We start from the raw sequence: 24,492 nt of genomic DNA, 5'->3' as shown, positions 1-24,492 counted from the left end.
GACATGAACGAGATCACCTCCTTTAACGGCGATCCACAGCCGCCCGCGTCACCGAGACTCCAGCGGCACGGCAGGTGAAGCACAGGCATCGGAATTGCCCCACTCCGTCGAGGCGGAACAGCAGTTGCTGGGGGCAATTCTCACCAACAATGACGTCTACGACAAGGTCGCCTCGATCATCAATTCCTCGCATTTCTACGATCCCGTGCACGCACGGATCTACGAGGTGGCGGCGGCGCGGATCTCCAAGAACGCGCTGGCCTCGCCGGTGACGCTCAAGGCCTTCATGGAGGACGACCAAGGGCTGCGCGAACTGGGTGGGCCGGCCTATCTGGCCAAACTGGCCTCGGCCTCGATCTCGGCCTTTGCGGTGCGCGACTATGCGCAGATGATCTATGATCTGGCGATCCGGCGCGAGCTGATTGCCCTCGGCCAGACCATCGCCGACAAGGCACGCCGGGTCGATGTCGCCTCGGAACCCAAGGAACAGATCGTCGAGGCGGAACAGCAGCTCTATTCGCTGGCCGAACAGGGCCAGACCGAACAGGGCTTCAAATCCTTCTTGCGCGCGGTGACCGAGGCGGTGAATGTCACCAACGAGGCCTATCAGCGCGGCGGCGGCATGGCCGGGATCTCCACCGGGCTGGATGATCTCGACAAGCAGCTTGGTGGCCTGCACCCCTCGGACCTGCTGATCCTTGCCGGACGTCCCTCGATGGGGAAAACCTCGCTGGCGACCAACATCGCCTTCAACGTCGCCAAGGCTTATAAACGCGGGCTGAAACCGGATGGCAGCGAAGGCGCACTCGATGGCGGCGTTGTCGGCTTCTTCAGCCTGGAGATGTCGGCTGAGCAGCTGGCAGGCCGGATTCTGGCCGAAGCCTCGGAAATCTCCAGCCACAAGATCCGTCAGGGTGACATGACCGAAGAGGAGTTCCGCCGCTTCGTGCAGGCCGCCAAGGATCTGGAAAGCTGCCCGCTCTTCATCGACGACACGCCAGCGATCCCGATCTCGCAGTTGGCCGCCCGTGCGCGGCGCCTGAAGCGGACCCATGGGCTTGACCTTCTGGTGATCGACTATCTGCAGCTCTGCCGCGGCATGGCCGAAAACCGGGTGAACGAGATTGCCGAGATCTCCATGGGCATGAAAGCCATCGCCAAGGAGCTGAACATCCCCGTGGTCGCCCTCTCGCAGCTGTCGCGTCAGGTGGAAAGCCGCGACGACAAACGCCCGCAGCTTTCGGACCTGCGGGAATCGGGCTCGATCGAACAGGATGCGGACGTGGTGATGTTCGTGTTCCGCGAGGAATACTACAAGGAACGCGAAAAGCCCGGCGATCACGAACTCGACAAGATGGAAGAGTGGAAACAAGCGATGGAGCGTCTACACGCCAAGGCCGAAGTCATCGTCGGCAAACAGCGTCACGGCCCCATCGGCACGGTGGAGTTGTCGTTCGAGGCGCAGTTCACCCGCTTCGGCAATCTTGCCAAATCCTGGCAACAGCAGCCCGACGGCTATTGAGCGCAAGGCCGCGCCGGGGCCTCTGACGCGTTTCAGCTTTTCAGAAATACCTCGGGGGAGGCCCCATGGGCCGGGGGCAGCGCCCCCTCCGCGCCCGCAAACACAGCGCAACAGCCTGCCCAAAGCCACACCGCTGCGGTTTCCCCCTTGACCCCGGTGGCCTCCATGTCATGAACGACGCATGAGTACGGCACGTTTGAAAATCAACCTGGATGCGCTTGCGATCAACTGGCGCAATCTGGATGCCAAGACCGGCTGCGAGACCGCAGCGGTGGTCAAGGCGAATGGCTATGGTCTCGAAGCAGGCCGCGTCGGCAAGGCGCTGGCACAGGCTGGGGCCCGCAACTTCTTTGTCGCCATCGCGGAGGAAGGCATCGCCCTGCGCCGCGCGATCGGCCCCGGTCCGGGTATCTCGGTGTTTTCCGGCCATATGGAGGGCGACGCCAAGCTGCTGCGCGACTTTCAGCTGACGCCGATGCTCAACTCGCTGGACCAGATGCTGCGCCATTTCGAGGCACTTCCGGGCCATCCCTTTGGCGTGCAGCTCGACAGCGGCATGAACCGGCTGGGCATGGAGGCCGCTGAATGGATGGCGGTGCGCGATATCGCGCTGGATCAAAACCCGGTCCTCTTGATGTCGCATCTCGCCTGTTCGGACGAGCCCGGCCACGGCATGAACCCCTATCAGCTGAAGAACTTCATCGAGATGACCGAGGGGCTGAACCTGCCCCGCTCTCTCGCCGCCACAGGCGGGCTGCTCTTGGGCCGCGATTATCACTTTGACCTCTGCCGCCCGGGCATCGGCCTTTATGGCGGTGCGCCCTATAGTGACGCGCTGCCGGTGGTCGAGCTGGAAGTGCCGGTGATCCAGACCCGCGACCTCGCCCCCGGCGAAAGCGTCGGCTACGGCAACACCTGGATCGCACAGCGCGACACCCGCATCGCCACGCTGGCCGCCGGATACGCCGACGGTCTGCACCGCGCCTTTCAGCGACAAGGCATCATGGCCTATGCGGGTTCAACCCCATGTCCCGTGGTGGGCCGTATCTCCATGGATCTGATCACGGTCGACGTCACCGAGCTCAACGAGGTGCCGCCTTACCTGAGCCTGATGAATGAGGCGCAAACGGTAGATGTGCTGGCCAACGCCGCCGATACCATCGGCTACGAGGTGCTGACCTCGCTCGGCAATCGCTATGCGAGGACCTACAGCGCATGACCCCTGCCTCCGCCCTTGGGATGATCGGCCGCACGTCGCTTGGCCGCCTCGCCGCCCTCGGGCGGATCACCCGCTTTGCCGCCTCGACCTTCAGCCACATGATGCGCCCGCCGTTTTATCCGCGCGAGTTCCTGCTGGCTCTGCTGCAGGTCGGGTGGCTGTCACTGCCCGTGGTGGCGCTGACCGCGATCTTCACCGGCGGCGCGCTGGCGCTGCAAATCTATGCAGGTGGCGCACGTTTCAACGCCGAGGCCGTGGTACCGCAGATCGTCGCCATCGGCATGGTGCGCGAACTCGGCCCGGTGCTGGTGGGCCTGATGATCGCGGCGCGGGTGACCTCGTCGATTGCCGCCGAAATCGCTACCATGAAAGTCACCGAGCAGATCGACGCGCTGGTGACGCTCTCTACCAACCCGATGAAATACCTCGTCGCCCCGCGTGTGCTGGCAGCCCTGATCACCGTGCCGGTGCTGGTGGGCGTCGGTGACATCATCGGCATCATGGGCGGCTATGTGGTGGCCACCGAGACCCTGGATTTCAACGCCGCTGCCTATCTGAAAAACACCGTCGATTTCCTTGAACTGCGCGATATCGTCTCCAGCTTGGTCAAGGGCGCGGCCTTCGGCACCATCGCCGCCCTCATGGGCTGCTACTACGGCATGCAGTCGGGCCGCGGCGCGCAGGGCGTGGGACAGGCCACCAAAAGCTCGGTCGAGGCCGCCGCCGTGTTGATCCTCGCCGCCAACTTTGTGCTGACCGGGGTGTTTTTCTCGCTATGACCCAACCGATGATTGAAATGCGCCAGGTCGCCAAGGCCTTTGGCTCCAACGCGGTGCTGCGTGGTGTTGACCTCGATGTGGCAAAGGGGTCCTCAACGGTGATCATCGGTGGTTCCGGCACCGGCAAATCAGTGGCGCTGAAATGCATCCTTGGCCTGATCGAGCCGGACACGGGCGAAATCCGGGTGGATGGTAAGCCCGTCGGCCAGGGTGATCGTGATGCCTTCCTGTCTCGCTTCGGCATGTTGTTCCAAGGCGGCGCGCTGTTTGACTCACTGCCGGTTTGGCAAAATGTCGCCTTTCGCCTGCTGCGTGGTAGCCTCGCGCGCCCCAAGGACGAGGCCCGCGAGATCGCCATTGAGAAACTGCGCCGTGTCGGTCTCAAGGCCGATGTCGCCGACCGCCTGCCCGCCGAACTGTCCGGCGGCATGCAAAAACGTGTCGGCCTTGCCCGCGCCATTGCCGCCGAGCCGGAGATTATCTTTTTCGACGAGCCCACCACCGGGCTGGACCCGATCATGTCAGGCGTCATCAACGACCTGATCCGTGAGATCGTCGTGGAGATGGGCGCCACCGCCATGACCATCACCCACGACATGACCTCCGTGCGCGCCATCGCCGACAATGTCGCCATGCTGCACGGCGGCAAGATCCGCTGGACGGGTCCGGTGGCGGAGATGGACAACTCGGGCGACCCTTACGTGGAACAGTTCATCTCCGGCAGCGCGGAGGGGCCGATCGAGGCGGTGCGGTGAGCACATTCGCGTTGCTTGTCCTGTTCAGCCCATTTATCGCAGCTGGCTGCACCATCTGGTTGGGCGTCAAACTCAGAAAGCGGCATCCTCAAACCCGGTCCGGTACATCCCTTGTCCTTTTGCCATTTGTTGCATTTTTCTTCTTTGTGCTGTTGTTTACAGGGCTTTCCTTCAGCCCTGCTGTCAGACAGGTTCTCACGTGGCATATATACGCGATCCCGTTTGCGCTTTTCCTTGCAACGGAAGCTGTTGCTCTTCGCGTTGCCATTCTTGGCCCCTATCGCGCGCACGCAATTTGCAGCTTTCTGCTCTGCGGCGTTGCAGGCTACCTCATTTTTGGATCAGTCTTCCTCTAGGACGCTTTCAAATCTAGCTTAGAGAAACGCTGCATTTAGGGATGCTCGCATTTGCCCCTCCTCCGCCTCGCCACCCTCGCTTTGCTGATCCTCTATCCCATCGCCTGGTTTGCCCCTCTGATGCGGGCAGGAATCCTGCCGATCTTCGGCCTCAGCGAAATCTCCGTCATCACCGGCCTGCAAAGCCTTTGGGGCAGCGATGTCGCGCTGGCGCTCACTGTCACCGCATTTGCACTCTTCGCCCCTTACCTCAAAACCATCGGCCTGGCGCTGGTCCAGTTCCGCCTGCTGGATGCGCGCAGTCTGCCGGCGCTCTCCGTACTCGGAAAACTCGCCATGGCAGATGTCTTCCTCATCGCGCTCTATATCACTCTGGCAAAGGGCATCGGCTACGCGACCATCGAAACCGCCTGGGGGCTCTATCTTTTCACCGCCTGTATTCTCGCGTCCATCATCCTGTCGATCCTGACCGAGCGCCAGATCCGCCGCACGTCGCCGGCGGGTCAATGACGGCCCATGGGCCGCCGCGCGCACGCGCGGTCGCAGATCATTGAGGCGCTGGCGACGTGCCCTTACACTGGCGATGGCGCGTTCAGGGCAGACCTGCCCCTGAACCGCTTCTCAGCAGATCCTTTCCTTGCCCATCGCCAACCGACACGCTGCTGGTGTCACCGCGCAGCGCAGCTGCGCCGGGCCCAACAGGAGCAGATCATCTCTGGATGATCGCCCGACTGGCGGGAGCGCCCCCTTGCGGATGCGACGGAGGGGCCTCGCCCCCGGCCCTCCCCAGACCGCGCTCGGGATATGTCCGGTCAGAAAACGCATCCAACACCCACTTGAACAAATCGGAAACATCTGCCACATCTCCCCCCATGGCAAAGACATCTTTCTCCTGCTCCGCATGTGGGGCCTCTTATTCGAAATGGTCCGGTCGCTGCGAGGGCTGTGGCGAATGGAACTCGATCTCCGAAGACAAGGGGCTGACCTCTGCAGGGCCTGCCAAGAAATCTCTCGGCGCGATGCGGGGCAAGCGGGTGCCGCTTACTGATCTGGCCACCCAGGAAACCCCGCCTCCGCGCACCCATTGTGGCGTCGCGGAGCTGGACCGGGTGCTGGGCGGCGGGCTGGTGGAGGCCTCGGCAATCCTCGTCGGCGGTGATCCCGGCATCGGCAAGTCAACGCTGCTGCTGCAGGCTGCGGCGCAGTTTGCCCATGCGGGGCTGAAAACCATCTATGTCTCGGGCGAGGAAGCCTCCGCCCAGGTGCGGATGCGGGCGCAACGGTTGGGATTGGCCGACGCGCCGGTGAAACTGGCGGCGGAAACCAATCTGCGCGATATCCTGACCACGCTGGAGGCGGAAAAGCCGCAGCTGGCAATCATCGACTCGATCCAGACCATGTGGGCCGACAATGTCGACAGCGCGCCGGGCTCCGTCAGCCAGGTGCGTGCCGCCGCGCATGAGCTGACCACATTCGCCAAGGCAAATGGGGTGTCCATCGTCATGGTCGGTCACGTCACCAAGGAGGGCCAGATCGCCGGTCCCCGCGTGGTGGAGCATATGGTCGACACGGTGCTCTACTTCGAGGGCGAGCGCGGTCATCAGTTCCGCATCCTGCGGGCAGTGAAGAACCGCTTTGGCCCAGCGGATGAAATCGGCGTATTCGAGATGACCGGCGCCGGGCTGGCGCAGGTGCTCAACCCCTCGGCGCTGTTTCTGTCGGAACGCGGTCAGCCCTCGCCCGGGTCGGTGGTCTTTGCCGGCATCGAGGGCACCCGCCCAGTTCTGGTGGAGATGCAGGCGCTGGTGGCGCCCTCGCCCCATTCACAACCGCGTCGCGCCGTGGTGGGCTGGGACAGCTCACGTCTTGCGATGATCCTGGCGGTTCTGGAGGCGCGCTGCGGCATTCCTTTTGCCGGGCTCGACGTCTATCTCAACGTCGCTGGTGGCATGAAAATCACCGAACCCGCAGCCGACCTTGCAGTGGCCGCCGCACTGTTGAGCGCGCGTGAGGACACCGCACTTCCCTCCGATACGGTGATTTTTGGCGAAATATCTCTGTCCGGTGCCCTCAGACCGGCCCCTCAGACGGAAAACCGGTTGAAAGAAGCGCAAAAACTTGGTTTCACGGCGTCGATCGCTCCGAGTGGCGGCAAATCCGTATCCGTCCCCGGCCTGACCCTGCGCCCGGCCTCTGACCTCACAGGATTTGTTGGCGAATATTTCGGAGCAGGCTAAAAGGCCACTCAAGGTATTTTTCGCGGGCAAACAGGCGAGGGACATGGAAGGTTTCACCATTATCGACGGCGCGGTAGCGCTGGTCATCGTAGTTTCGGCACTACTCGCCTATGCGCGCGGCTTTGTACGCGAAGTCATGGCCATCATCGGATGGGTTGCGGCAGGTGTGCTGGCTTATATGTTCGCCCCCCAGGCAGAACCGCTCATGGCGGAGATCCCTGTGGTGGGTGAGTTCATCGCCGACAGTTGCGAATTGTCGCTGATCGCGGCGTTCTTTGCGGTCTTCGCGATCGCATTGATCATCGTCTCTTTCTTCACGCCACTGCTGGCGGGTCTGATCCAGCGCTCGGCACTGGGGGGGCTTGATCAGGGGGCCGGGTTCTTCTTCGGCGTCCTGCGCGGCATCCTCCTCGTGGTGATCGCCTTCTTCGTCTATAATGTGGTGATGACCGGTCAGAGCTTTACCATGGTCGACGAGAGCCGCTCTGCCGCAGTGTTCAACCAGGTGATCGGCAAGGTCGAGGAACAGAACCCCGAGCAAGCGCTTGGCTGGGTTACTCAGAAATACGAAGACCTGATCTCGTCCTGCGAAGGCTGACGGTCCCACACATACGAGATTAAAACGGGGCGCCCTCATCGGGCGCCCTTTTTCGTGCGGCGCGATGCCGGCGCGTATCCGCAGAGCGATCCCGCGCCCGAGCCTGGATATTCACAGAATTTTGCGGAAACTGCCCGATTGCTCCCCCTTGAAGAATCGATTCTGCGTCCCGCCGTGGCTGTGTGAAAAACTTGCGAATATCCTTAACAACTCCTTAATTTGCACCAGTCAGGCCGTTAACCTTTGGGAATGACTGTGTTTTTCGCACCTCAAACCCGCTTCGGTACCGAAACTGTCCCAAGCCTGCCCCATTCTTGTCCCAATTCGGGGGCCAATTGAGATCAACGAAGGCAAAAAGCCTCGCCGCTCTCAGAAGGGACATTTGGACATGCTGCTGGATCACACCACCGCGTTTACAGACTATCAGCCGGTTGACCTGCTTCTGGACCTGCGTTTGCACGACGCAGAGGATCAGGCCGCCGCCCGCTCCCGTCCACAACAGGGCGGTGTGCTGCCGGGCACCCTGATCGAGACCGAATGCGGCTTTAAACAGGCCCGTGCCCTGCGTCCCGGTGACATGGTGCAAACCTTTGACGGCGGCCAGCGCGAGGTGGTGACCATTCGTCATTCCGTGCCGCGCCTCACCGCGATGGTGCATGTCCCTGTCGGCGCACTTGGCAATGACGCAGCCCTTGAGCTGCCCTCCGATGCAGTTGTGGCGGTTTCGGGCGATCTTGCTCTCGATCTCTTTGACCTTCCGGTTGTGACCGTGAAACTGGTGGCCCTGATCGGCCACAATGGCATCAGCACCGCCCTGCCCCAGCGCCTCGCCCGGATCCACATCGGATGCGCCGAAGAAGAACTGCTGTGGACCGAAGGTGGCCTGGTGCTGAACGCCGGAGAGCCAGAAGACGACGGGTTCTACAGCCTGCTGTCGTTCACCGAGGCGCGCCAGATCGTGGCTGCGGGTCGCGAAGATCACAGCGCATGCGAGATCGCGGTCGAAGTGACCTCGGACGAGGACGGCGATGATGCCGCATTCCTTGGCCTTGATGCGGCGCCGCTGCCCGCCTTTGACCCCATCGACCTGCTGTTTGGCCGCTACGCCGCGTGATCGAACAGCCGCCACGGACACCTCCCTTCACGTCCTGATTGCGCGCCAGCGCGCCACGGGCCGCCTCAGGTCGGAAATCCTGCCCGGATCTGCGCGACTTTGTGATCCTTTGATGACATTGCCCGCGAGACAGCCTATGTGAGGGCCGTCACTGTTCGACAGGATTCGGAGCCAAACCCGCTGTGTTGACCCGGTACTCAGCTGACCTGCGCCGCCCCTCGCGTGTTGCAGGATCTGCCCTTCTGGCACCCAACAGCCGCAGTGCAGCCCGCGTTAACGCCGCGCTGCGCCCCACTGGCTCCGCCTTCCCGTTCACGAGAAACCTTCTACATCATGACCCGGCGCATCGCACCGCGGTCTTGGCCTGTGACGTTCCCGTCGCGGCCTCTGTCGCCACAGCCTCCGGGCTGTAAGCAAAACGAACGATTATATTGGAGCCTCGCCATGTGCGGTATCTTGGGCATCGCAAGCAGAACCGAACAAGTGTTTGCGGAACTCTATGACGGGTTGCTGATGCTTCAGCACCGTGGCCAGGATGCGTCAGGCATCGTCACCTACGGCGACGGGTTCTTCCGCGAACGCAAAGCCAACGGTCTGGTCAAGGATGTGTTCGGCGCAAAGGATGCCGAAACCCTGCAGGGTCGTGTTGGCATGGGCCATGTGCGCTACCCCACTGCCGGGTCGCTCTCTGCAGCCGAAGCGCAGCCGTTCTTTGTGAACGCGCCTTATGGCATCTATCTGGTGCACAACGGCAATATCACCAATACCGAGCAACAGCGCGCCAAGGTCACCGGCAAATACAGCCGCCACCTGCGCACCACCTCGGATTCCGAGATCCTGCTGAACGTGCTGGCCGACAAGGTGGCAGACGCGATCAAGGTCAACGGCAACGCCGATCCGATCCGCAACATCTTTGCCGGGGTGAAGATGACGATGGAGCGCGTGCAGGGCGCCTATTCCGTGATCTGCCTGATTGCCGGTGTTGGCATGCTCGCCTTCCGCGACCCGCACGGCATCCGCCCGCTGTCGGTGGCCCAACGCGATGCAGAAGGCGACGGGGATGATTATGCCTTTGCCTCCGAAGACGTGGCTTTTGGCATCAACGGGTTCAAGAAACTGCGTGACCTGAAACCCGGCGAAGCGATTCTGGTGGATCTGGAGGGCAACAAGCATGAGTTCCAGGCGGTCGAAGGCAAGCTGACGCCCTGTATTTTCGAATATGTCTACCTGGCACGTCCCGATTCCATGCTGGATGGTATTTCAGTCTACAAGACACAGATCCGGATGGGCGAAGCGCTGGCAAAGCAGATCGCCGACTCCGGTCTCGATATCGACGCCGTCATCCCGGTGCCCGACAGTGCCCGCCCCGTTGCGCTGGAGGTCTCCAACTCGCTCGGCATCCGTTACCGCGAGGCGCTGGTGAAGAACCGCTACGTCGGCCGGACCTTCATCATGCCCGGTCAGGAAGAGCGGCAAAAATCGGTCCGGCGCAAGCTGAACGCCATTCCGCTGGAGATGAAGGATCGCAATATCCTGCTGATCGATGACTCGATCGTACGCGGCAACACGATCAAGAAGATCGTGCAGATGTGCCGCGAGGCTGGTGCCAAGAAGGTCTACATCGCTTCCGCCTCGCCGCCGGTGAAACACCCCAATGTCTATGGCATCGACATGCCGACGAAACACGAGCTGATTGCCAATGGGCTGAACCTCGAGGAGATTCGCGAGGAACTGGGCGCCGACGCCCTGTTCTACCAGAAACTTGAGGATCTGGTCTGGGCCGCCAAGGAAGGCAATTCAGAGATCGAGCAGTTCGATTGCTCCTGCTTTGACGGTCAGTATGTCACCGGATCAGTCAGCGAGGACTACCTGAACACGCTTGAGGGCAGCAGCCGCGTCAGCAAGAAAATCAAGGACATGCCCGATGCGGGCAAATCCTGGAATGGCGCCACGCTGGCCAGCTGATCGGGTAGATCGCGGGTCATAGCCCAAACAGGGGCTGCGACCTGCACGGCGCACCATGCTCAGCGATTGCACTTTGCGCTCAACAGGCGTAATGGAGCGGCGCAAACACCGCCAATGGCGCTGACCCGCACAGGTCAGCGCCTTTCTCTATTTGATTTTCGAAAGGGGCGCCTTCTTGGACGCGCATCTTGCCCGTATGCTGAGTTCTTCGCGTCAGTGCCGCTGCTGCGGCGGGACCTTTGCTCAGCTCCTCAGCCTCTCCTGCGACCGGCCCGACATCGTGCCGGCGGATTTGCAGGTGCAGGACAACACCGCCATCTTTGTCTCAGAAGGCGATGTGCTGACCGAGGATTTCTGCCGCTTCGGAAGCCTGCGGTTCCTGCGTGCGGTGCTGGCCATTCCGCTGGCGGATTCGCGCGGCGAGGAGTTCATCCTCGGCACCTGGGCCGGTGTCAGCGAGGACGTCTTTGACGAATATCTTGACCTGTTTGAGCTGCGCGAGGGCGAGAGCATGGGCAGCCAACCCGCGTGGCTGTCGAACCAGATCCCGCCCGAGAGCGGCGGCCCGCTGGCCTGCATGCTGCACATGCGCCCCGAGGGGCAATATCCGGAGCTGCAGGTGTCCGAGGTCAATCATAATCTCGCCCGGATGCAGGAGCTGGGTCTCGATCTCGAAGAACTGCTGGTCTTCCTGCACGCCTATGGGCACGATCTTGCCTCTCTGGTGTATGACGCCTGAGAACAAGCGTTGTTCTGCGCATTGAGCCGCCTGGCGTCGGCTGCGCACCGCCGGGGCGCCCCTGCCCCCGCTTCCGCCGGTCCACGCGTGCTGATACCAGCGCCGCACACTCACGCGACACACCACTCACATATGACATTCCCGCCTGTTCGGTCACCGGTTCGCCGGTCCGGGCACGGGTGCTGGAGCCGACATGGCCAACTCTCAAACTGCAACCGCAGAAGCCCTCGCCACCGAGAAGAACGCGCTGCCCGACCGTAACCTCTCTTTGATTGGCCTGTTCGGGACACCAAACGACATGCAGGGCATGGTGCGCCTGGCCTCAGGTCGCATCAAAACGGTCAAGACCGGTGAACGGCTGCCGATCGGGCGTATCGTCGGCATTGATGTCGAGGGGCTGTTGATCGAACGCGGCGGCGAAGTCGGGCGGTTGCCGATCTTCACCAACTGAGTGCGCATCTCGTCGCAGCGATCCCCCGCAGATGTCGCGGGGCTTGACCCCGGCGCAACCGCGCAGCATGTAGGCGCCCATGACCGAAAAACTCGCCCTTATCACCGGGGCCTCGCGGGGCCTTGGCGCCGCTCTGGCCGAGGCGCTTGCGCCCACTCATCACATCATTGCCGTCGCCCGGACCACGGGCGCGCTCGAAGAGCTGGACGACCGCATCAAGGCGTCTGGCGGCTCTGCCACCCTTGCGCCGATGGACATCACCGTACCCGAGGCGATGGCGACCCTCTGTCGTGGCATCTTTGATCGCTGGGGCAAGCTGGATCTCTGGCTCCACTGCGCCATTCATGCCGCCCCTCTCAGCCCTGCGCATCACGTTGCAGCCAAGGACTGGAAGAAATCGGTCGACATCAATGCCAGCGCCCCGTCGGTGCTGATCCCCTATATCGCCCCGCTTCTGGGTCAATCCGGTCGCGCCGTGTTCTTTGACGATGCACGCGCGGGCGAAAAGTTCTTTGGCGCCTATGGCGCGACCAAGGCGGCTCAGATCGCGCTTGCCCGCAGCTGGCAGGCGGAAACGGCGCGCACCGGACCCTCCGTACGCCTGCTGACACCGCCGCCGATGCCCACCGCCCTGCGCGCCCGTTTCTTCCCCGGTGAAGATCGTGATGCGCTGACCTCGCCGACCGAGGCTGCAGCGGAGCTGCTGCCGCAGATCCTCGCGGACTGAGGTCACCGGGGGTCGGATTTTCCGGCTCAGAACATTCAGGGCATGGGGCCACGCCCCGGCCCCATGCCCTGATCGCGACAAAACGGGCGATTTGGTCACACAGTCCCCTCTCCCCAGCTGAAAATCCGGGCAAAAACCTTGCCCTGCCGCCCCCTGCCGCCTATTCAGGGGCCAGCCCGAAGGGCTGTGCAAGCAGCCCAAAACGGACGAAAACGCCGCAGAAAATACAAAATATACGCAAGGGGTCACAATGCGCATTCTGGTCACCAACGACGACGGCATCAGCGCACCCGGACTGGCCGTGCTGGAAGCGATAGGCGCCGATCTTGCCGGATCTGACGGCGAGGTCTGGACCGTCGCGCCCGCCTTCGAGCAATCCGGCGTTGGCCATTGCATCAGCTACACGCATCCCTCCATCCTGTCGGAACTGGGCCCGCGCCGTTTCGCCGCCGAAGGATCGCCGGCGGACTGCGTACTGGCGGCCCTGCATGTGGTCATGAAGGACCATCGCCCCGATCTGGTGCTGTCGGGCGTGAACCGCGGTAACAACTCCGCCGAAAACGCGCTTTATTCTGGCACCCTCGGCGGAGCCATGGAAGGCGCGTTGCAAGGCGTGCCCGCGATGGCGCTGTCGCAGTATTTCGGCAGTGAGAACCGCGATCTGGACAATCCGTTCGAAGCCGCGCGTCAGCATGGTGCCGATGTGGTCCGCAAGCTGCTGGCCGCACAGCCTGCAAACAATCAGCCCTACGGCCTGTTCTACAACATCAACTTCCCCCCGGTTGCCGCCTCCGATGTCAAAGGCACCCGCGTCACCACGCAGGGCTGCCGCGAGGGCAAGCGGTTCTCGGCGCAAGAGCAGTTCTCGCCCAACGGCAAGCGCTTCATCTGGGTCAAGGGCGGCGACCAGCAGGTCACCACCGCACCCGGCACCGACGCGGCGGCGAACCTTGCGGGCTTCATCTCTGTCACACCGATGCGTGCGGATCTTACGGCGCATGACACGCTGGAGGCCCTGAAGGCGATCGAATGAGTGGCCTGGACGCTGAAACCAAGATGCAGTTTCTATTCGCCCTGCGCTCACGCGGGGTGACGGAGTCGACGGTGCTCGAAGCGATGGAAGCGATAGATCGCGGGTTGTTCCTGCGCGGCTTCTTTTCCGAACGGGCTTATGAGGACGTGCCACTGCCGATCGCCTGTGGTCAGACCATTTCTCAGCCCTCCGTGGTGGGGCTGATGACCCAGGCCCTGCAGGTCAATGCCCGCGACACCGTGCTCGAAGTCGGCACCGGGTCAGGCTATCAGGCCGCCGTGCTCGCCAAGCTTGCGCGCCGGGTCTATACCGTGGATCGCCATGGCCGGCTGGTGCAGGAGGCGCGGCAGGTGTTCCAGCGGCTCGGGCTTGCCAATATCACCTCGATGGTCGGCGATGGCAGCCATGGCATGCCGGATCAGGCGCCCTTTGATCGAATCATCGTGACCGCCGCCGCCGAAGACCCGCCCGGTCCGCTCCTGGCGCAATTGAAGGTCGGCGGCATCATGGTGGTGCCGGTTGGGCAATCTGATGCCGTGCAAACGCTCATTCGTGTGCGTAAGATGGAAAATGGGCTGGAATATGATGAATTGCGCCCGGTCCGCTTTGTTCCTCTGCTGGAAGGGCTTGGAAAAGACACCTGAGCTGTCCTATTCCCTCAGCAGCCCCGTTGCGCTGTAGCGGTCTTCCGGACAGGCCCGGGCATGAAAACAGAACGCTGCCGTCCAAGTCTCCGCCAGAACGGGGACACCATTCGAGGAGAGCAAGAGACATGACCCGCCCCAGCAAGGTCTTCCGCCCCAGATCCCTGCGTCCGGCAGCGCTGCTGCCGCTGACATTGGTGGCCGCCGCCTGTACGGCGCCGCTGGATTATGACCTGCGTGGTCAGATCGGCGCGTTCAACACCACCAAGGCCGCACAGACGGCGACCGAGACCCGCCCGGCGCCGGACACCCGCGGTCTGATCACCTACCCCTCCTATCAGGTTGCCGTGGCGCGCAATGGCGACACGGTTGCCGATCTGGCGAGACGTGTTGGCCTTCCCGCAGTGGAAGTGGCACGGTTCAATGGCGTTGAGACAGCGGATCAGCTGCGCCGCGGTGAGGTTCTGGTGATGCCGCGCCGTGCGCCCGAGACTTCGGCACGCGGTGGCAACCGCTCCCCTGGTGGAGTCGATATTGCCTCGCTGGCTGGCAGTGCCATCGACAATGCGCCGGAAAGTTCGCCCAATCCGGGCTCCGTCACCACCACCACGCTGCAGACCACACCGGCCAAACCGGCGCCGACGCGCGTCCAGGGTGGCCCCGAGCCCGTCCGCCACAAGGTCACGCGTGGGGAGACCGCCTATACCATCGCCCGCCTCTACCAGATCCCGGTGAAGTCTCTGGCGGAGTGGAATGGCCTTGGCAGCGATTTCGCGATCCGCGAAGGGCAATACCTGCTGATCCCTCTGAAAGATCCAAACGCGCCGGTTCCCGCGGCCGTAGAGACCGAAACCTCGGTCACCGCCCCCGGACAGGGCAGCAGCACGCCAACGCCTCCCAGCGCCACCCAACCGCTGCCCGATGAAAAGGTGAAACCTGCCGCCGATGCCCGCACGGATCCCAAGCCGACGGTCAAGGTCGAACAGCCGACGCGCGCCTCTCAGGCTGCCATGGCGTACCCGGTGACGGGCAAGATCGTCCGCGCCTATTCGAAGGGCAAAAACGACGGCATCGACATTTCAGCCGCGCCGGGCAGCCCTGTAAAAGCGGCGGAGGCGGGAACCGTTGCCGCAATCACGGAGGATTCAAACAAGGTCCCGATCATCGTGATCCGCCACGATCGCAACCTCCTGTCGGTTTACGCCAATGTGGATGGCATCAAGGTCAAGAAGGGCGACCGCGTCAATCGCGGTCAATCCATCGCCCAGCTCCGTGGCAGCGCAGACGAGGCCTATGTCCACTTCGAGGTGCGTGACGGTTTCGAAAGCGTCGACCCTCTGCCCTACCTGCAGTAAATCCGCCGCTGGCGACAGGCGCCGCGCCGGACCGCAAGGTCCGGCGCCCGGCCCAACGGGAGCCGGGCGCGCAAGCGCGTGGGCGACGGGCGGGAGGTCCCCCGCCTCTCCAACCTATACGACGAACGCGGGAACCTCGCGTTGGGCATGTCTCACCGATGGGCCAAGCGCTCTGAGACTGGCCGCAAGGCGCAGCCAGAGTATGTCGCGCCCCGCCCCAGCCCATCAGTCCGCAAATCACCGATCAGTACCCCTCCCGTAGCGCTCCCGCCCGGTTCCCCCGCCGCTGCCGCGACGATCAAACCCGTTGGGCCAAGCGCCGCAGCCCTGCCGGGCTGCGGCGTGCGCCTGACCGCACGGTCAGCTCACCATCAACGCAGGGTGACGCCGTGCCGTCCGGCCAGATCGGTGAAGAACTGCCAGGCCACCCGGCCCGAGCGGGCACCACGAGTGGCCTGCCATTCGATCGCCTCGGCGCGCAGGGTCTCGGGGTCCACGTCCACGCCATAGGCAGCGCAATAGCCGTCGATCATCGCCAGATAGGCGTCCTGGTTGCAGGGGTGGAAGCCCAGCCACAGACCAAAGCGATCCGACAGCGAGACCTTCTCCTCCACCGCCTCGGACGGGTTGATCGCCGATGACCGCTCGTTCTCAATCATATCGCGCGGCATCAGGTGGCGGCGGTTGGAGGTGGCGTAGAAAACCACATTCTCCGGCCGGCCCTCGATGCCGCCATCCAGCACCGCCTTCAGGCTCTTGTAATGCTGGTCATCATGGCTGAACGACAGGTCGTCACAGTAAAGGATGAACCGATGCGGCGCATCGCGCAGATGGTTCAGCAACCGCGCCACCGAGGGCAGATCCTCGCGTTGCAGCTCCACCAGCTTGAGATCGCCAAACTCGGACGCCAGCGTGCCGTGGATCGCCTTCACCAGCGAGGATTTCCCCATGCCGCGCGCGCCCCAGAGCAGCGCATTGTTGGCCGCGTGCCCGGCGGCGAAGCGGCGGGTGTTCTCAAGCAACGTGTCGCGCGAACGCTCGATCCCCACCAAGAGGTCCAGCTCCACCCGGTTGATTTGCGGCACCGGCTCCAGCCGGTCCGGGCCCACATGCCAGACAAAGCCGGACGCGGCGGCGAAATCCGGGGTGGCCAGTGGCGCCGGCGCCATGCGCTCCAGCGCCTCTGCAATGCGGCTCAATGCGTCCTGATCCAAATCCTGTGCCATCTCTGTGGTCCTTCCTTCGCGAGTTGAGCGATGACAAACCATGTTCCGATCCAAGCGGCAAGGGGCGCGACCTGCAGCCTCCGCAACGCAAAAGCGCGCCCCGTGGGGCGCGCCTTTTCATATCTCAGGGTCGGAGGAGAGCGGCGAGGATCACTCGCCGTCGACCTCATCATCGTAGAAGCCCTCAGCGCGCAATTGCGCCTCGCGTTTGCGTTCCACCCGACGCACCAGGAAGATCGACACCTCATAGAGCCCATACACAACGGTAAACAGGATGATCTGGGTGATCACATCCGGCGGGGTCACCAAGGCGGCCAGCACCAGAATCGCCACCACCGCGTATTTGCGCATCGCGCCGAGACCTTCGGCGCTGACCAGCCCGGCCTTGCCCATCAGGGTCAACAGCACGGGCAGCTGGAAGCACAGGCCAAAGGCCATGATGAATTTCAGCGTGATATCAAGGCTCTCGTTGACCTTGCCGAAGAAGGTGATCTTCACCCCTTCGGAGGTCTCCGGCACCACGGCCACATCACCGGGCACATCGCCGCCGGTGGCCTGCGACAGCAGCCCGGCAAAGATAGAGCTGACATCGGCAAACCCGAGGAAGAACTGCATCGCCAGCGGTGTCACCACAAATTGCGCAAAGCTCGCGCCCAGCAGGAACATGAAGGGCGAGGCGATCAGGAACGGCAGAAAGGCGCCCTTTTCGTTCTTGTAGAGCCCCGGGGCCACAAACCGCCACAGCTGATAGCCGATCACCGGGAAGGACAGCGCAAAGCCGAACACCATGGAGATGCGGAACAGGGTGAACAGATATTCCTGCGGCGAGGTATATTGTAGCGTCGGCGAGGGGTCGCCCAGCTCGCGCAGGGTGGCCTCGATGGGCTGCACCAGGAACTGCAGGATCGGCTCTGCCACGATGAATGCGAGGATGATGCCCACTGCAAAGGCCATCACCGCCCGGATCAACCGGGTGCGCAGCTCCGCCAGATGCTCGATCAGCGGCGCTGCGGAATCGTCAAGATCGTCTGTCTGGCTCATGCCTTGGTCTCACTGTCAGACGCCGAGGGCGCGGCGGCGGTATCGGCGGCAGGTGTCAGCGCGGCTTCGGCCTCTTCCGCCTTGGCCATGGCCTCTGCGGCCTCCTTGGCCTTGCGCTCTGCTGCGGCCCGCGCGGTTGCGGCCTGGATCTTCTTGGCGCTCTCGGCCCGCTCGGCGGCCAGTTTGCCGGTCTCGCTGTCGGCGTCGAATTTCGTCGGGTCGATGCTGTCGGTCAGGTCACGGGTGGCCTGTTTGACGCTGTCCATCGCCGCGCCCATCGGGTTGGTCGCGGTCTTGAAGCTCTTCTTGATGTCACTGACGCCGCTTTCCTCGGCCGCGTCTTCCATCGCGCGGCTGAATTCACGGGCCATGCCGCGCGCCTTGCCCACAAACCGGCCCACGTTGCGGAACAACATGGGCAGATCCTTGGGCCCGACCACGATCAGGGCCACAACGCCGATGATCAGAAGCTCGGTCCAGCCAAGATCGAACATAGAGGATTATACCTTGTCTTTTTCGGCGTCTGCCGGGGTGACATCCTTGGCGTCTTCGGCGGCGTCGTCTTCCAGCTCCTTGGAGCCTTCGCTGATGCCTTTCTTGAAGGAGGTGATGCCCTTGCCGACTTCACCCATCAACGAGGAAATCTTGCCGCGACCAAAGAGAACCAGAACCACGACGGCGATGAGGAGGATGCCGGGAAGGCCGATATTGTTGAGCATGGGAGTGCCTTTCGTTTAGCGGGGCGCCGCGCGGAGGTTCGCGGGCGGCGCCAGAATACGTTGTCCTGTCCCGAGTGATAGGCCCTGCGCGCTGCGGTGCAAAGCGCGGCATAGGCAATCCGCACCGCCAAACCCGACCTGATCGTATTATTTCGCGTGGCCGATCACCCAACTGACAGGTTTATGTCAGTTGCCCTGCTTTAGGACGGGCGCATTGCAACCGTCAAGACAAGGAAGACGACAGATGAGCAATGCCGTGATCGAAGTGGTAACTTTCAAGCTGAACCCCGGTGTCAGCGATGCCGACTATGTGGCCGCAAGCCAAATGACCGAGGATTTTGTGCGCGGACTGCCGGGGTTCGTGGCGCGCAGCCTCTCAAAAGGCGAGGACGGCAGCTGGATGGACTATGTGATCTGGTCCGACATGACGGCAGCCAGAGAGGCCGCAGCCAAGTTCCCACAAGCAGACTGCACCGCCGACATGATGCGGATGATCGACCCGGCGACAGTGGCGCTGCGACACGAAACCCGCCTGTGGATGATGGCGGCGGCCTGACACCGTGCCTAAGGCTTTGCCGCCTCCCATGGCGTGATCTCATAGCCCGTTCCATTGGCCTGCGACACATTCACTCCATAGAAACGGGCGCGGACTCTGCTAGCGACAGAGGGGCACGCCGCAGCACAGGCGGCGTGCCCCATCACAGGAGAACCACGGATGACAGGCCATAGAGATCAAAAGGATCAGAGCCGGACCAACCAGATACGCCTGCGCATGTTGCCCGGGCGCTATGCGGTGGCGCAGCTGGCGCCGGATGCGCCCCTGCCGGACTGGTTTGACGGGCCGGGCTTTACGGCCATGGCACGGGCTGAGGACGAGCTGACGCTGATCTGTCTGGAGGACCGCGTGCCCGATAATATCATCGCCGAACGGGGCTGGAGTTGCTTGCGCAGCGTCGGCCCCTTTGCCTTTGACGCGGTCGGGATTGTTCGCGATCTGGTCACACCGCTGTCGGACAATGGCATCGGCGTCTTTGTCTGCTGCACGTTCGACGGTGAACATCTGTTGCTGCCATCGGCACAGGAACAGCAGGCACGCGCACAGCTTGAGGCCGCCGGTCATGTGTTTGTCCCGTAGAAGCCGACATCCGTCACCTCTTGACCGCAGGCGGGGCTGCGGGCGATGCAGGGGAACTCATCGGAGAGCCTGACCACCCATGCGCCGCACAGACCGCCTGTTCGAACTGATCCAGATCCTGCGCGATGGCAAGCTGCACCGCGCGCAGGACATGGCCGCGCGGCTCGAGGTCTCCACCCGCACCATCTATCGCGACATGGATACGCTGGTGGCCTCGGGCGTGCCGGTGGAGGGCGAGCGCGGCGTCGGCTACATGGTGCGCGAGGCGATCACCCTGCCCCCGCTGACCCTGACCCCGGCAGAGCTGGAGGCGCTGAACCTCGGCATGGCGATCGTCGCCGAAGCCGCCGATGCGGAGCTAAAGGCCGCCGCCGAGAGCCTTGCAGCGAAGGTCGATGCGGTGCTGCCCGTCGAGACCGTGGCCGAGGCCGATGCGTGGAAATTTGCGGTCTATCCTTTTGCCGATGTGGCGCGGGGCTTTGCCCAGATGCCGACCCTGCGCGCCGCGATCAAGGCGCGCCAGAAACTGGCGCTGCGCTATCGCCGCATCGACGGCACCCTGACCGAGCGGGTGATCCGCCCCCTGCATATGGAATATTGGGGCCGGGTCTGGACCCTCACCGCCTGGTGCGAGACGCGTGGCGATTTCCGGGTGTTCCGGGTTGATCTGATCGAGGCCGCCGAGGCATTGCCCGAATTGTTCGTGGATGAGCCAGGCAAGCGGCTGCAGGACTACTCACCTTATGAGACGGGACCGGAGGGCGCATAACCCGCGCCGTTGGCCTCGCCCCGGATCACTTATACTGGCGAGACCCTACCCAAGTTCGAAACTGGTCACGCCGTAGATCATGTCTTGCGCCACTTCCGGGGCCTTGCCCCGATACATCCGCGCGGTCTCGAACACCGGCTCCAGCCCCAGATCGCGGGCCAGCGCCATTGCCGAGCCATTGGGCTCCGGCACGTCCAGAAAGACCTCTTCGTCTTCGGGCCAGTCCTTCAACAGGCCCGCCAGCACAGACAGGGCTGCCGCGCGGGAGGTGGCCACCAGCGGGCCGATCTTGGCACCACTCCGGCAGCGCCGCAGAGTGCCGAACCCCTGCATTTCTCCGTCGGAATGCACCGCAATGCTGACATGACCCGGCGTGGTGAACCACGCCTTCCAGAACTCAGGCCGTCGCGCCGGGAAGACACGCGCATCCAGCGCAGTGACCTCTGCCGAGGGCGTATCAAGCCAGGTCAGCGTATAGGCGTCCGACACTTTCAGCCGTCCGCGCGGCACGCCGCCAAAGCGGATGTTGCGCCACGCAAAGGCAAAGCCAGAACGGCGGTAGTTTTCCTGCTGGTCCACCACCCCATCAAGCCCCACCGTGCGATTGCCCGCATGTTCCAGCGCCTTTGTCCACAGCGCACGGCCATAGCCCTGCCCGCGATACTCCGGCGCAACGATGTAGAAGCCAAGAAACGCAAAGGCATCGCCATAGGTCACGACAGAGATGCAGGCGATCATCTCGCCCGCGAGGAAGCCGCCCCAAAAGCCCTGCGGGTCCTGCGCCGCGAAACAGCCCGCGTCCTGCAGTCCGGGGTTCCAGCCTTCGCCCGCGGCCCAGGCCACGGCGGTGTCGATTTCATCCCGCGTCAGGGGGCGGATCTCATAGTTCTCTAGCATCGCGACCTCCGTCATTTTCGAGGTCACCATGACGGAGGAAGGTCACCGTGGAAAGACGAAACACCGATCCCTCGGCACGGTCAGCCACATCGCGCGTCCCTCCGCCGGCAGGAAGACATTGGGCACCGTCGCCTTCAGCACCGAGCCGTCAAAGTCCATGCGGAACTCCACCAGGCTCTCGTTGCCGAGAAAGCGCGCACGCTGGACTACGCCACGGGCGGGTACGCCCTCCTTGTTGGTGGCTTCCGGACCGCGGCCATTGCGGTCGAAATCAATGCGGATGTGCTGTGGGCGAAAGACGATCTCAACATCCGTCCCATCCGGCACGCCGGGGGCGAGAAACTGGCCGAAGGCGGTTTCCGCCAGCGCACCATTGACCTGCGCCGGCAGGATGTTGACGTCGGAGAAGAACGCCACCGCAGCCTTGTCCACCGGGCGGGTGTAGACGTTATAGGGGGCGCCCTGCTGCACGATGCGCCCGTCGCGCATCAACGCGATCTCATCCGCCATGCGCATGGCTTCTTCGGGTTCATGGGTGACCAGCAGGACAGCGGTGTCCTCTTCTTTCAACAGGCTCAGCGTCTCGTCACGGATGCCGTCGCGCAGGCGGTTGTCGAGGCCGGAGAACGGCTCGTCCATCAGCATGATCTTGGGGCTGGGCGCCAAGGCGCGTGCCAAGGCCACCCGCTGTTGCTCACCGCCCGAAAGCTGATGCGGATAATCGTCGATGTATTGCGCAAGCGCCACCCGGTCCAGAAGCTCGCGCGCCCGTGCACGTTTCTGCTCCTTGGGTCCTTTCAGGCCAAAGGCCACGTTGTCACCGACGCTGAGGTGCGGAAACAGGGCAAAGTCCTGAAACATCAGGCCGATCTCGCGCCGCTCCGGCGGCACGCGGAACACCGTGTCGCAGATCAGCTTGCCATCGACATAGATCTCGCCCTCGTCCTGCATCTCCACCCCGGCGACCATGCGCAGGGTGGTGGATTTACCACAGCCGGAAGGGCCGAGCAGACAGGTCACCTGCCCCGGAAGCACCCGCAGCGAGACGTCATCCACCACCGCGCGCCCCTCGAAGAAGCGGCGGATGTTGCGGATTTCCAGCCGGGGCGTCACCTCATGGCCGTCGGCCTGAGCGGGCGGCAGCGCGGATTGGGTCATCTGCTGGGGCATTGCGGGGCCTTTATTCCTGTGTCCCGTGACAACATCGGGCGTCGGGCGCTGATATCAAGGCGGCTTGCCTCAGGCAAGGAGCTCCACCTCGCCCTCGGCGCGCGGCACCCCATTGACCATCAGCGTCACCTGATGCGCGCCGGGCAACAGGGTGAAGGTGGAGGCCTGCGCCTTCAGCGGATGCGATTTCTGCAGGCTGAGGCCGTCCGCGCCAAGGCTGCCGGTCTTCCACTTGAAGACCTTGGTTGAGGTCTTGCCACCGGCGCGCTGAAAGGTCAGCGCATAGTCCACAAGCACCCGTGCCCCTTGTGCGCCCTGCAGGTCAGCCCCCAGCGCGAGCTTGTCACCGATGCGCACGCTGGCGGGCAGTTGCAACCGCGCGGTCAGCGCCAGATCCGGGTCATAGCCCAACAGTCGCAAGGCCCGTGGATCGCCCGCCTTCACCAACCCACGCAGCGCGTGCGAGGTGATCCAGTCCAGTTCTTTCTGCGCCTGAATCCCCTGCCCTTGCCAATCGGTCAGCCGGTCGATGACGAGCTGCGGGTCCTTCTTGGCGATATCGTTGAGGTGATTGGCCACGGAGCGGGTGACAAAACGTGTCGGGTCGCCGTGCAGCCGGTCAAGGATCGGCAACGGCGCCGCCAGCGGCAGGTTCACAGCCAGCCCCCAGGGCAGACGCGGCCGGGTGCCCTCGCTGGCCAGACGGCGGACGTGATAGCTGTCGTGCGCGGCCCATTTGGTGACGCGGGCAAGCACCGGTTCCGGCCAGCGTTTCAACAGCGGGCGAATGGCATATTCCATCGAGAATTGCTGCGTGATCGCCTCCAGCAGGTCGAGCGCCAGAGGCAAATCCGCCTCCTCCTCGGTCAGGGCCGTCACCCATTCTCCGATCGGGGCAAAGATGAAGTCACCAAAATCATCATCCCGCAGGCTCGGGTCCAACGGCGGTGGCAACGCCGCCATGATCACCGGCGCCACCTGCGCCAGTCCGCCCGGCACATGGGCCGAGAGCTGCGCGGCGAGCCAGTTGATCCGCTCCTTGAGTTCCAGATCCAGCAACCGCGCCATCACGGCACGCTCGAAACCGGCCGCATCGAACGCCGGGTCGGCGGCGGAAAAAAGCCCCGCCAGATAGCGGGTCTTTTCCAGATTAAACAGCTGATCCTTCAGCGAGAACGCCTCGGCCATGCGATCAGATCGTCATGTTGGTGGCGCCGCCATCCAACAGGATGTTCTGGCCGACAATGAAACCTGCATGCTGCGAGCAGAGGAAGGCGCAGGCGGCACCGAACTCCTGCCGGGTGCCATAGCGGCCCGTGGGAATGCTGGCCGCGCGCTGCGCCTGCGCCTCCTCCATGGAGATGCCCTTGGCCTCGGCCACGCCGGTGTCGAGAGATACCGCGCGGTCGGTGGCGTGGATACCGGGCAGCAGGTTGTTGATGGTCACGCCTTTCGCGGCAACCTGGCGCGACGTGCCCGCCACATAGCCGGTGAGGCCGGTGCGCGCCGCATTCGACAGGCCCAGAGCCGGGATCGGCGCCTTGACCGATTGCGAGGTGATGTTGACCACACGGCCCCAGCCCGCTTCGATCATCGTCGGCATCAGCGCCTTCATCAGCGCGATGGGGCTGAGCATATTGGCATCAAGAGCGCGGATGAAATCGTCACGCTCCCAATCGCTCCAGACACCCGGCGGCGGGCCGCCCGCGTTGGTCACCAGGATATCGACACCAGCGGCGCGGGCGATCAGCGCGGCGCGATCATCAGCATTGCTCACGTCGCCTGCCTGGGTCTCCACCTTGACGCCGTAGCGATCACGGATGTGCTGAGCCGATGCTTCCAGCCCATCCGTGCCGCGCGCGTTCATCACCAGATCGACACCTGCCTCGGCCAATGCTTCTGCACAGCCCAGACCTAACCCTTTGCTCGATGCGCATACCAATGCGCGCTTTCCGTGAATGCCGAGATCCATGACAGTCTTCTCCAGTATTGCAGCGAATTGCCCGGACACTGCCAGTCGGAGCGCCCCATTGCCAGACGA

The 24,492-nt window shown here is 63.4% G+C and carries 26 protein-coding genes and 1 pseudogene; 19 read left to right on the top strand and 8 right to left on the bottom strand.

Features of this window, described 5'->3' with window-relative positions:
• Nucleotides 1–3 precede the first annotated feature (3 nt).
• From R1T40_RS02800 to R1T40_RS02725, 16 genes and pseudogenes are all read left to right on the top strand, one after another.
• Nucleotides 4–1,522 (top strand): annotated as a pseudogene (locus R1T40_RS02800) (replicative DNA helicase).
• A 181-nt stretch (nucleotides 1,523–1,703) separates the two neighbouring features.
• A complete protein-coding gene (alr, locus tag R1T40_RS02795; RefSeq protein ID WP_106163423.1) occupies nucleotides 1,704–2,741 on the top strand; it encodes an alanine racemase in 1,038 nt (345 codons plus the stop codon).
• Nucleotides 2,738–3,520, top strand: coding sequence for an MlaE family ABC transporter permease (locus R1T40_RS02790; protein ID WP_106163422.1), 783 nt, complete (start codon nucleotides 2,738–2,740; stop codon nucleotides 3,518–3,520). Before alr ends, R1T40_RS02790 begins: the two co-directional genes overlap by 4 nt.
• Nucleotides 3,521–3,528: 8 nt before the next feature.
• Nucleotides 3,529–4,275 (top strand): ABC transporter ATP-binding protein, encoded by a 747-nt coding sequence (locus R1T40_RS02785; protein WP_317385786.1) that lies wholly within the window; start codon nucleotides 3,529–3,531, stop codon nucleotides 4,273–4,275.
• Nucleotides 4,272–4,631 (top strand): hypothetical protein, encoded by a 360-nt coding sequence (locus R1T40_RS02780; protein ID WP_317385785.1) that lies wholly within the window; start codon nucleotides 4,272–4,274, stop codon nucleotides 4,629–4,631. Before R1T40_RS02785 ends, R1T40_RS02780 begins: the two co-directional genes overlap by 4 nt.
• A 51-nt stretch (nucleotides 4,632–4,682) precedes the next feature.
• Nucleotides 4,683–5,141: a paraquat-inducible protein A gene (locus tag R1T40_RS02775; protein ID WP_317385784.1), complete on the top strand. Its 459-nt coding sequence runs from the start codon at nucleotides 4,683–4,685 to the stop codon at nucleotides 5,139–5,141.
• Between the two features lie 362 nt (nucleotides 5,142–5,503).
• Nucleotides 5,504–6,868 (top strand): DNA repair protein RadA, encoded by a 1,365-nt coding sequence (gene radA, locus R1T40_RS02770; RefSeq protein WP_317385783.1) that lies wholly within the window; start codon nucleotides 5,504–5,506, stop codon nucleotides 6,866–6,868.
• Between the two features lie 43 nt (nucleotides 6,869–6,911).
• Nucleotides 6,912–7,466 (top strand): CvpA family protein, encoded by a 555-nt coding sequence (locus R1T40_RS02765; protein WP_106163416.1) that lies wholly within the window; start codon nucleotides 6,912–6,914, stop codon nucleotides 7,464–7,466.
• Between the two features lie 388 nt (nucleotides 7,467–7,854).
• Nucleotides 7,855–8,580, top strand: coding sequence for a Hint domain-containing protein (locus R1T40_RS02760; RefSeq protein WP_317385782.1), 726 nt, complete (start codon nucleotides 7,855–7,857; stop codon nucleotides 8,578–8,580).
• A 444-nt stretch (nucleotides 8,581–9,024) separates the two neighbouring features.
• The gene (gene purF / locus R1T40_RS02755; RefSeq protein WP_106163414.1) at nucleotides 9,025–10,545 is read left to right on the top strand and encodes an amidophosphoribosyltransferase; all 1,521 of its coding nucleotides are present in this window, start codon (nucleotides 9,025–9,027) and stop codon (nucleotides 10,543–10,545) included.
• A gap of 175 nt (nucleotides 10,546–10,720) precedes the next feature.
• Entirely contained in the window at nucleotides 10,721–11,284 is a 564-nt protein-coding gene (locus R1T40_RS02750) for a DUF2199 domain-containing protein (protein ID WP_317385781.1), read from the top strand.
• Nucleotides 11,285–11,477: 193 nt separating this feature from the next.
• Nucleotides 11,478–11,735, top strand: coding sequence for a hypothetical protein (locus R1T40_RS02745; protein WP_106163413.1), 258 nt, complete (start codon nucleotides 11,478–11,480; stop codon nucleotides 11,733–11,735).
• A 79-nt stretch (nucleotides 11,736–11,814) separates the two neighbouring features.
• Nucleotides 11,815–12,462 carry an SDR family NAD(P)-dependent oxidoreductase gene (locus R1T40_RS02740; protein WP_317385780.1) on the top strand — a complete coding sequence of 216 codons (648 nt, stop codon included), beginning with the start codon at nucleotides 11,815–11,817 and terminating at the stop codon, nucleotides 12,460–12,462.
• A 250-nt stretch (nucleotides 12,463–12,712) separates the two neighbouring features.
• Entirely contained in the window at nucleotides 12,713–13,495 is a 783-nt protein-coding gene (surE, locus tag R1T40_RS02735; RefSeq protein WP_317385779.1) for a 5'/3'-nucleotidase SurE, read from the top strand.
• Entirely contained in the window at nucleotides 13,492–14,139 is a 648-nt protein-coding gene (locus R1T40_RS02730; RefSeq protein WP_106163410.1) for a protein-L-isoaspartate(D-aspartate) O-methyltransferase, read from the top strand. Before surE ends, R1T40_RS02730 begins: the two co-directional genes overlap by 4 nt.
• Nucleotides 14,140–14,267: 128 nt before the next feature.
• Nucleotides 14,268–15,494 carry a peptidoglycan DD-metalloendopeptidase family protein gene (locus R1T40_RS02725; protein WP_317385778.1) on the top strand — a complete coding sequence of 409 codons (1,227 nt, stop codon included), beginning with the start codon at nucleotides 14,268–14,270 and terminating at the stop codon, nucleotides 15,492–15,494.
• 371 nt (nucleotides 15,495–15,865) lie between these two features.
• On the opposite strand, the gene R1T40_RS02720 is transcribed toward R1T40_RS02725, so the two are convergent.
• The 4 genes from R1T40_RS02720 to R1T40_RS02705 form a co-directional block, all read right to left on the bottom strand.
• Complete coding sequence (locus tag R1T40_RS02720; RefSeq protein ID WP_394805010.1) at nucleotides 15,866–16,720, bottom strand: ATP-binding protein; 855 nt, start codon at nucleotides 16,718–16,720, stop codon at nucleotides 15,866–15,868.
• 150 nt (nucleotides 16,721–16,870) lie between these two features.
• A complete protein-coding gene (gene tatC, locus R1T40_RS02715; protein ID WP_106163408.1) occupies nucleotides 16,871–17,761 on the bottom strand; it encodes a twin-arginine translocase subunit TatC in 891 nt (296 codons plus the stop codon).
• Nucleotides 17,758–18,255 (bottom strand): Sec-independent protein translocase protein TatB, encoded by a 498-nt coding sequence (tatB, locus tag R1T40_RS02710; RefSeq protein WP_317385777.1) that lies wholly within the window; start codon nucleotides 18,253–18,255, stop codon nucleotides 17,758–17,760. Before tatB ends, tatC begins: the two co-directional genes overlap by 4 nt.
• A 6-nt stretch (nucleotides 18,256–18,261) precedes the next feature.
• Nucleotides 18,262–18,480, bottom strand: coding sequence for a twin-arginine translocase TatA/TatE family subunit (locus R1T40_RS02705; protein ID WP_106163406.1), 219 nt, complete (start codon nucleotides 18,478–18,480; stop codon nucleotides 18,262–18,264).
• A gap of 244 nt (nucleotides 18,481–18,724) precedes the next feature.
• Between R1T40_RS02705 and R1T40_RS02700 the strand changes: the two genes are divergently transcribed.
• The 3 genes from R1T40_RS02700 to R1T40_RS02690 all read left to right on the top strand — a co-directional run bounded on the left by R1T40_RS02700 (nucleotide 18,725) and on the right by R1T40_RS02690 (nucleotide 20,384).
• Nucleotides 18,725–19,036 (top strand): hypothetical protein, encoded by a 312-nt coding sequence (locus R1T40_RS02700; protein ID WP_317385776.1) that lies wholly within the window; start codon nucleotides 18,725–18,727, stop codon nucleotides 19,034–19,036.
• Between the two features lie 159 nt (nucleotides 19,037–19,195).
• Nucleotides 19,196–19,615 (top strand): ACT domain-containing protein, encoded by a 420-nt coding sequence (locus tag R1T40_RS02695; protein ID WP_317385775.1) that lies wholly within the window; start codon nucleotides 19,196–19,198, stop codon nucleotides 19,613–19,615.
• Nucleotides 19,616–19,694: 79 nt separating this feature from the next.
• Nucleotides 19,695–20,384: a helix-turn-helix transcriptional regulator gene (locus R1T40_RS02690; RefSeq protein WP_106163403.1), complete on the top strand. Its 690-nt coding sequence runs from the start codon at nucleotides 19,695–19,697 to the stop codon at nucleotides 20,382–20,384.
• Nucleotides 20,385–20,429: 45 nt separating this feature from the next.
• On the opposite strand, the gene R1T40_RS02685 is transcribed toward R1T40_RS02690, so the two are convergent.
• The 4 genes from R1T40_RS02685 to R1T40_RS02670 form a co-directional block, all read right to left on the bottom strand.
• Entirely contained in the window at nucleotides 20,430–21,281 is an 852-nt protein-coding gene (locus tag R1T40_RS02685; RefSeq protein WP_317385774.1) for a GNAT family N-acetyltransferase, read from the bottom strand.
• Between the two features lie 42 nt (nucleotides 21,282–21,323).
• Nucleotides 21,324–22,439, bottom strand: a complete 1,116-nt coding sequence (locus R1T40_RS02680; RefSeq protein WP_106163481.1) for an ABC transporter ATP-binding protein — start codon at nucleotides 22,437–22,439, stop codon at nucleotides 21,324–21,326.
• A gap of 81 nt (nucleotides 22,440–22,520) precedes the next feature.
• Complete coding sequence (locus tag R1T40_RS02675; protein WP_317385773.1) at nucleotides 22,521–23,639, bottom strand: DNA alkylation repair protein; 1,119 nt, start codon at nucleotides 23,637–23,639, stop codon at nucleotides 22,521–22,523.
• Nucleotides 23,640–23,643: 4 nt separating this feature from the next.
• Nucleotides 23,644–24,423 carry an SDR family oxidoreductase gene (locus R1T40_RS02670; protein WP_317385772.1) on the bottom strand — a complete coding sequence of 260 codons (780 nt, stop codon included), beginning with the start codon at nucleotides 24,421–24,423 and terminating at the stop codon, nucleotides 23,644–23,646.
• Between the last annotated feature and the right edge of the window lie 69 nt (nucleotides 24,424–24,492).

Source organism: Tritonibacter scottomollicae, from assembly GCF_032924845.1.
GTDB classification, from domain to species: domain Bacteria; phylum Pseudomonadota; class Alphaproteobacteria; order Rhodobacterales; family Rhodobacteraceae; genus Epibacterium; species Epibacterium scottomollicae.
Note: the sequence above shows the minus strand (reverse complement) of the source record. Positions and strands in the feature narration are given on the sequence as shown.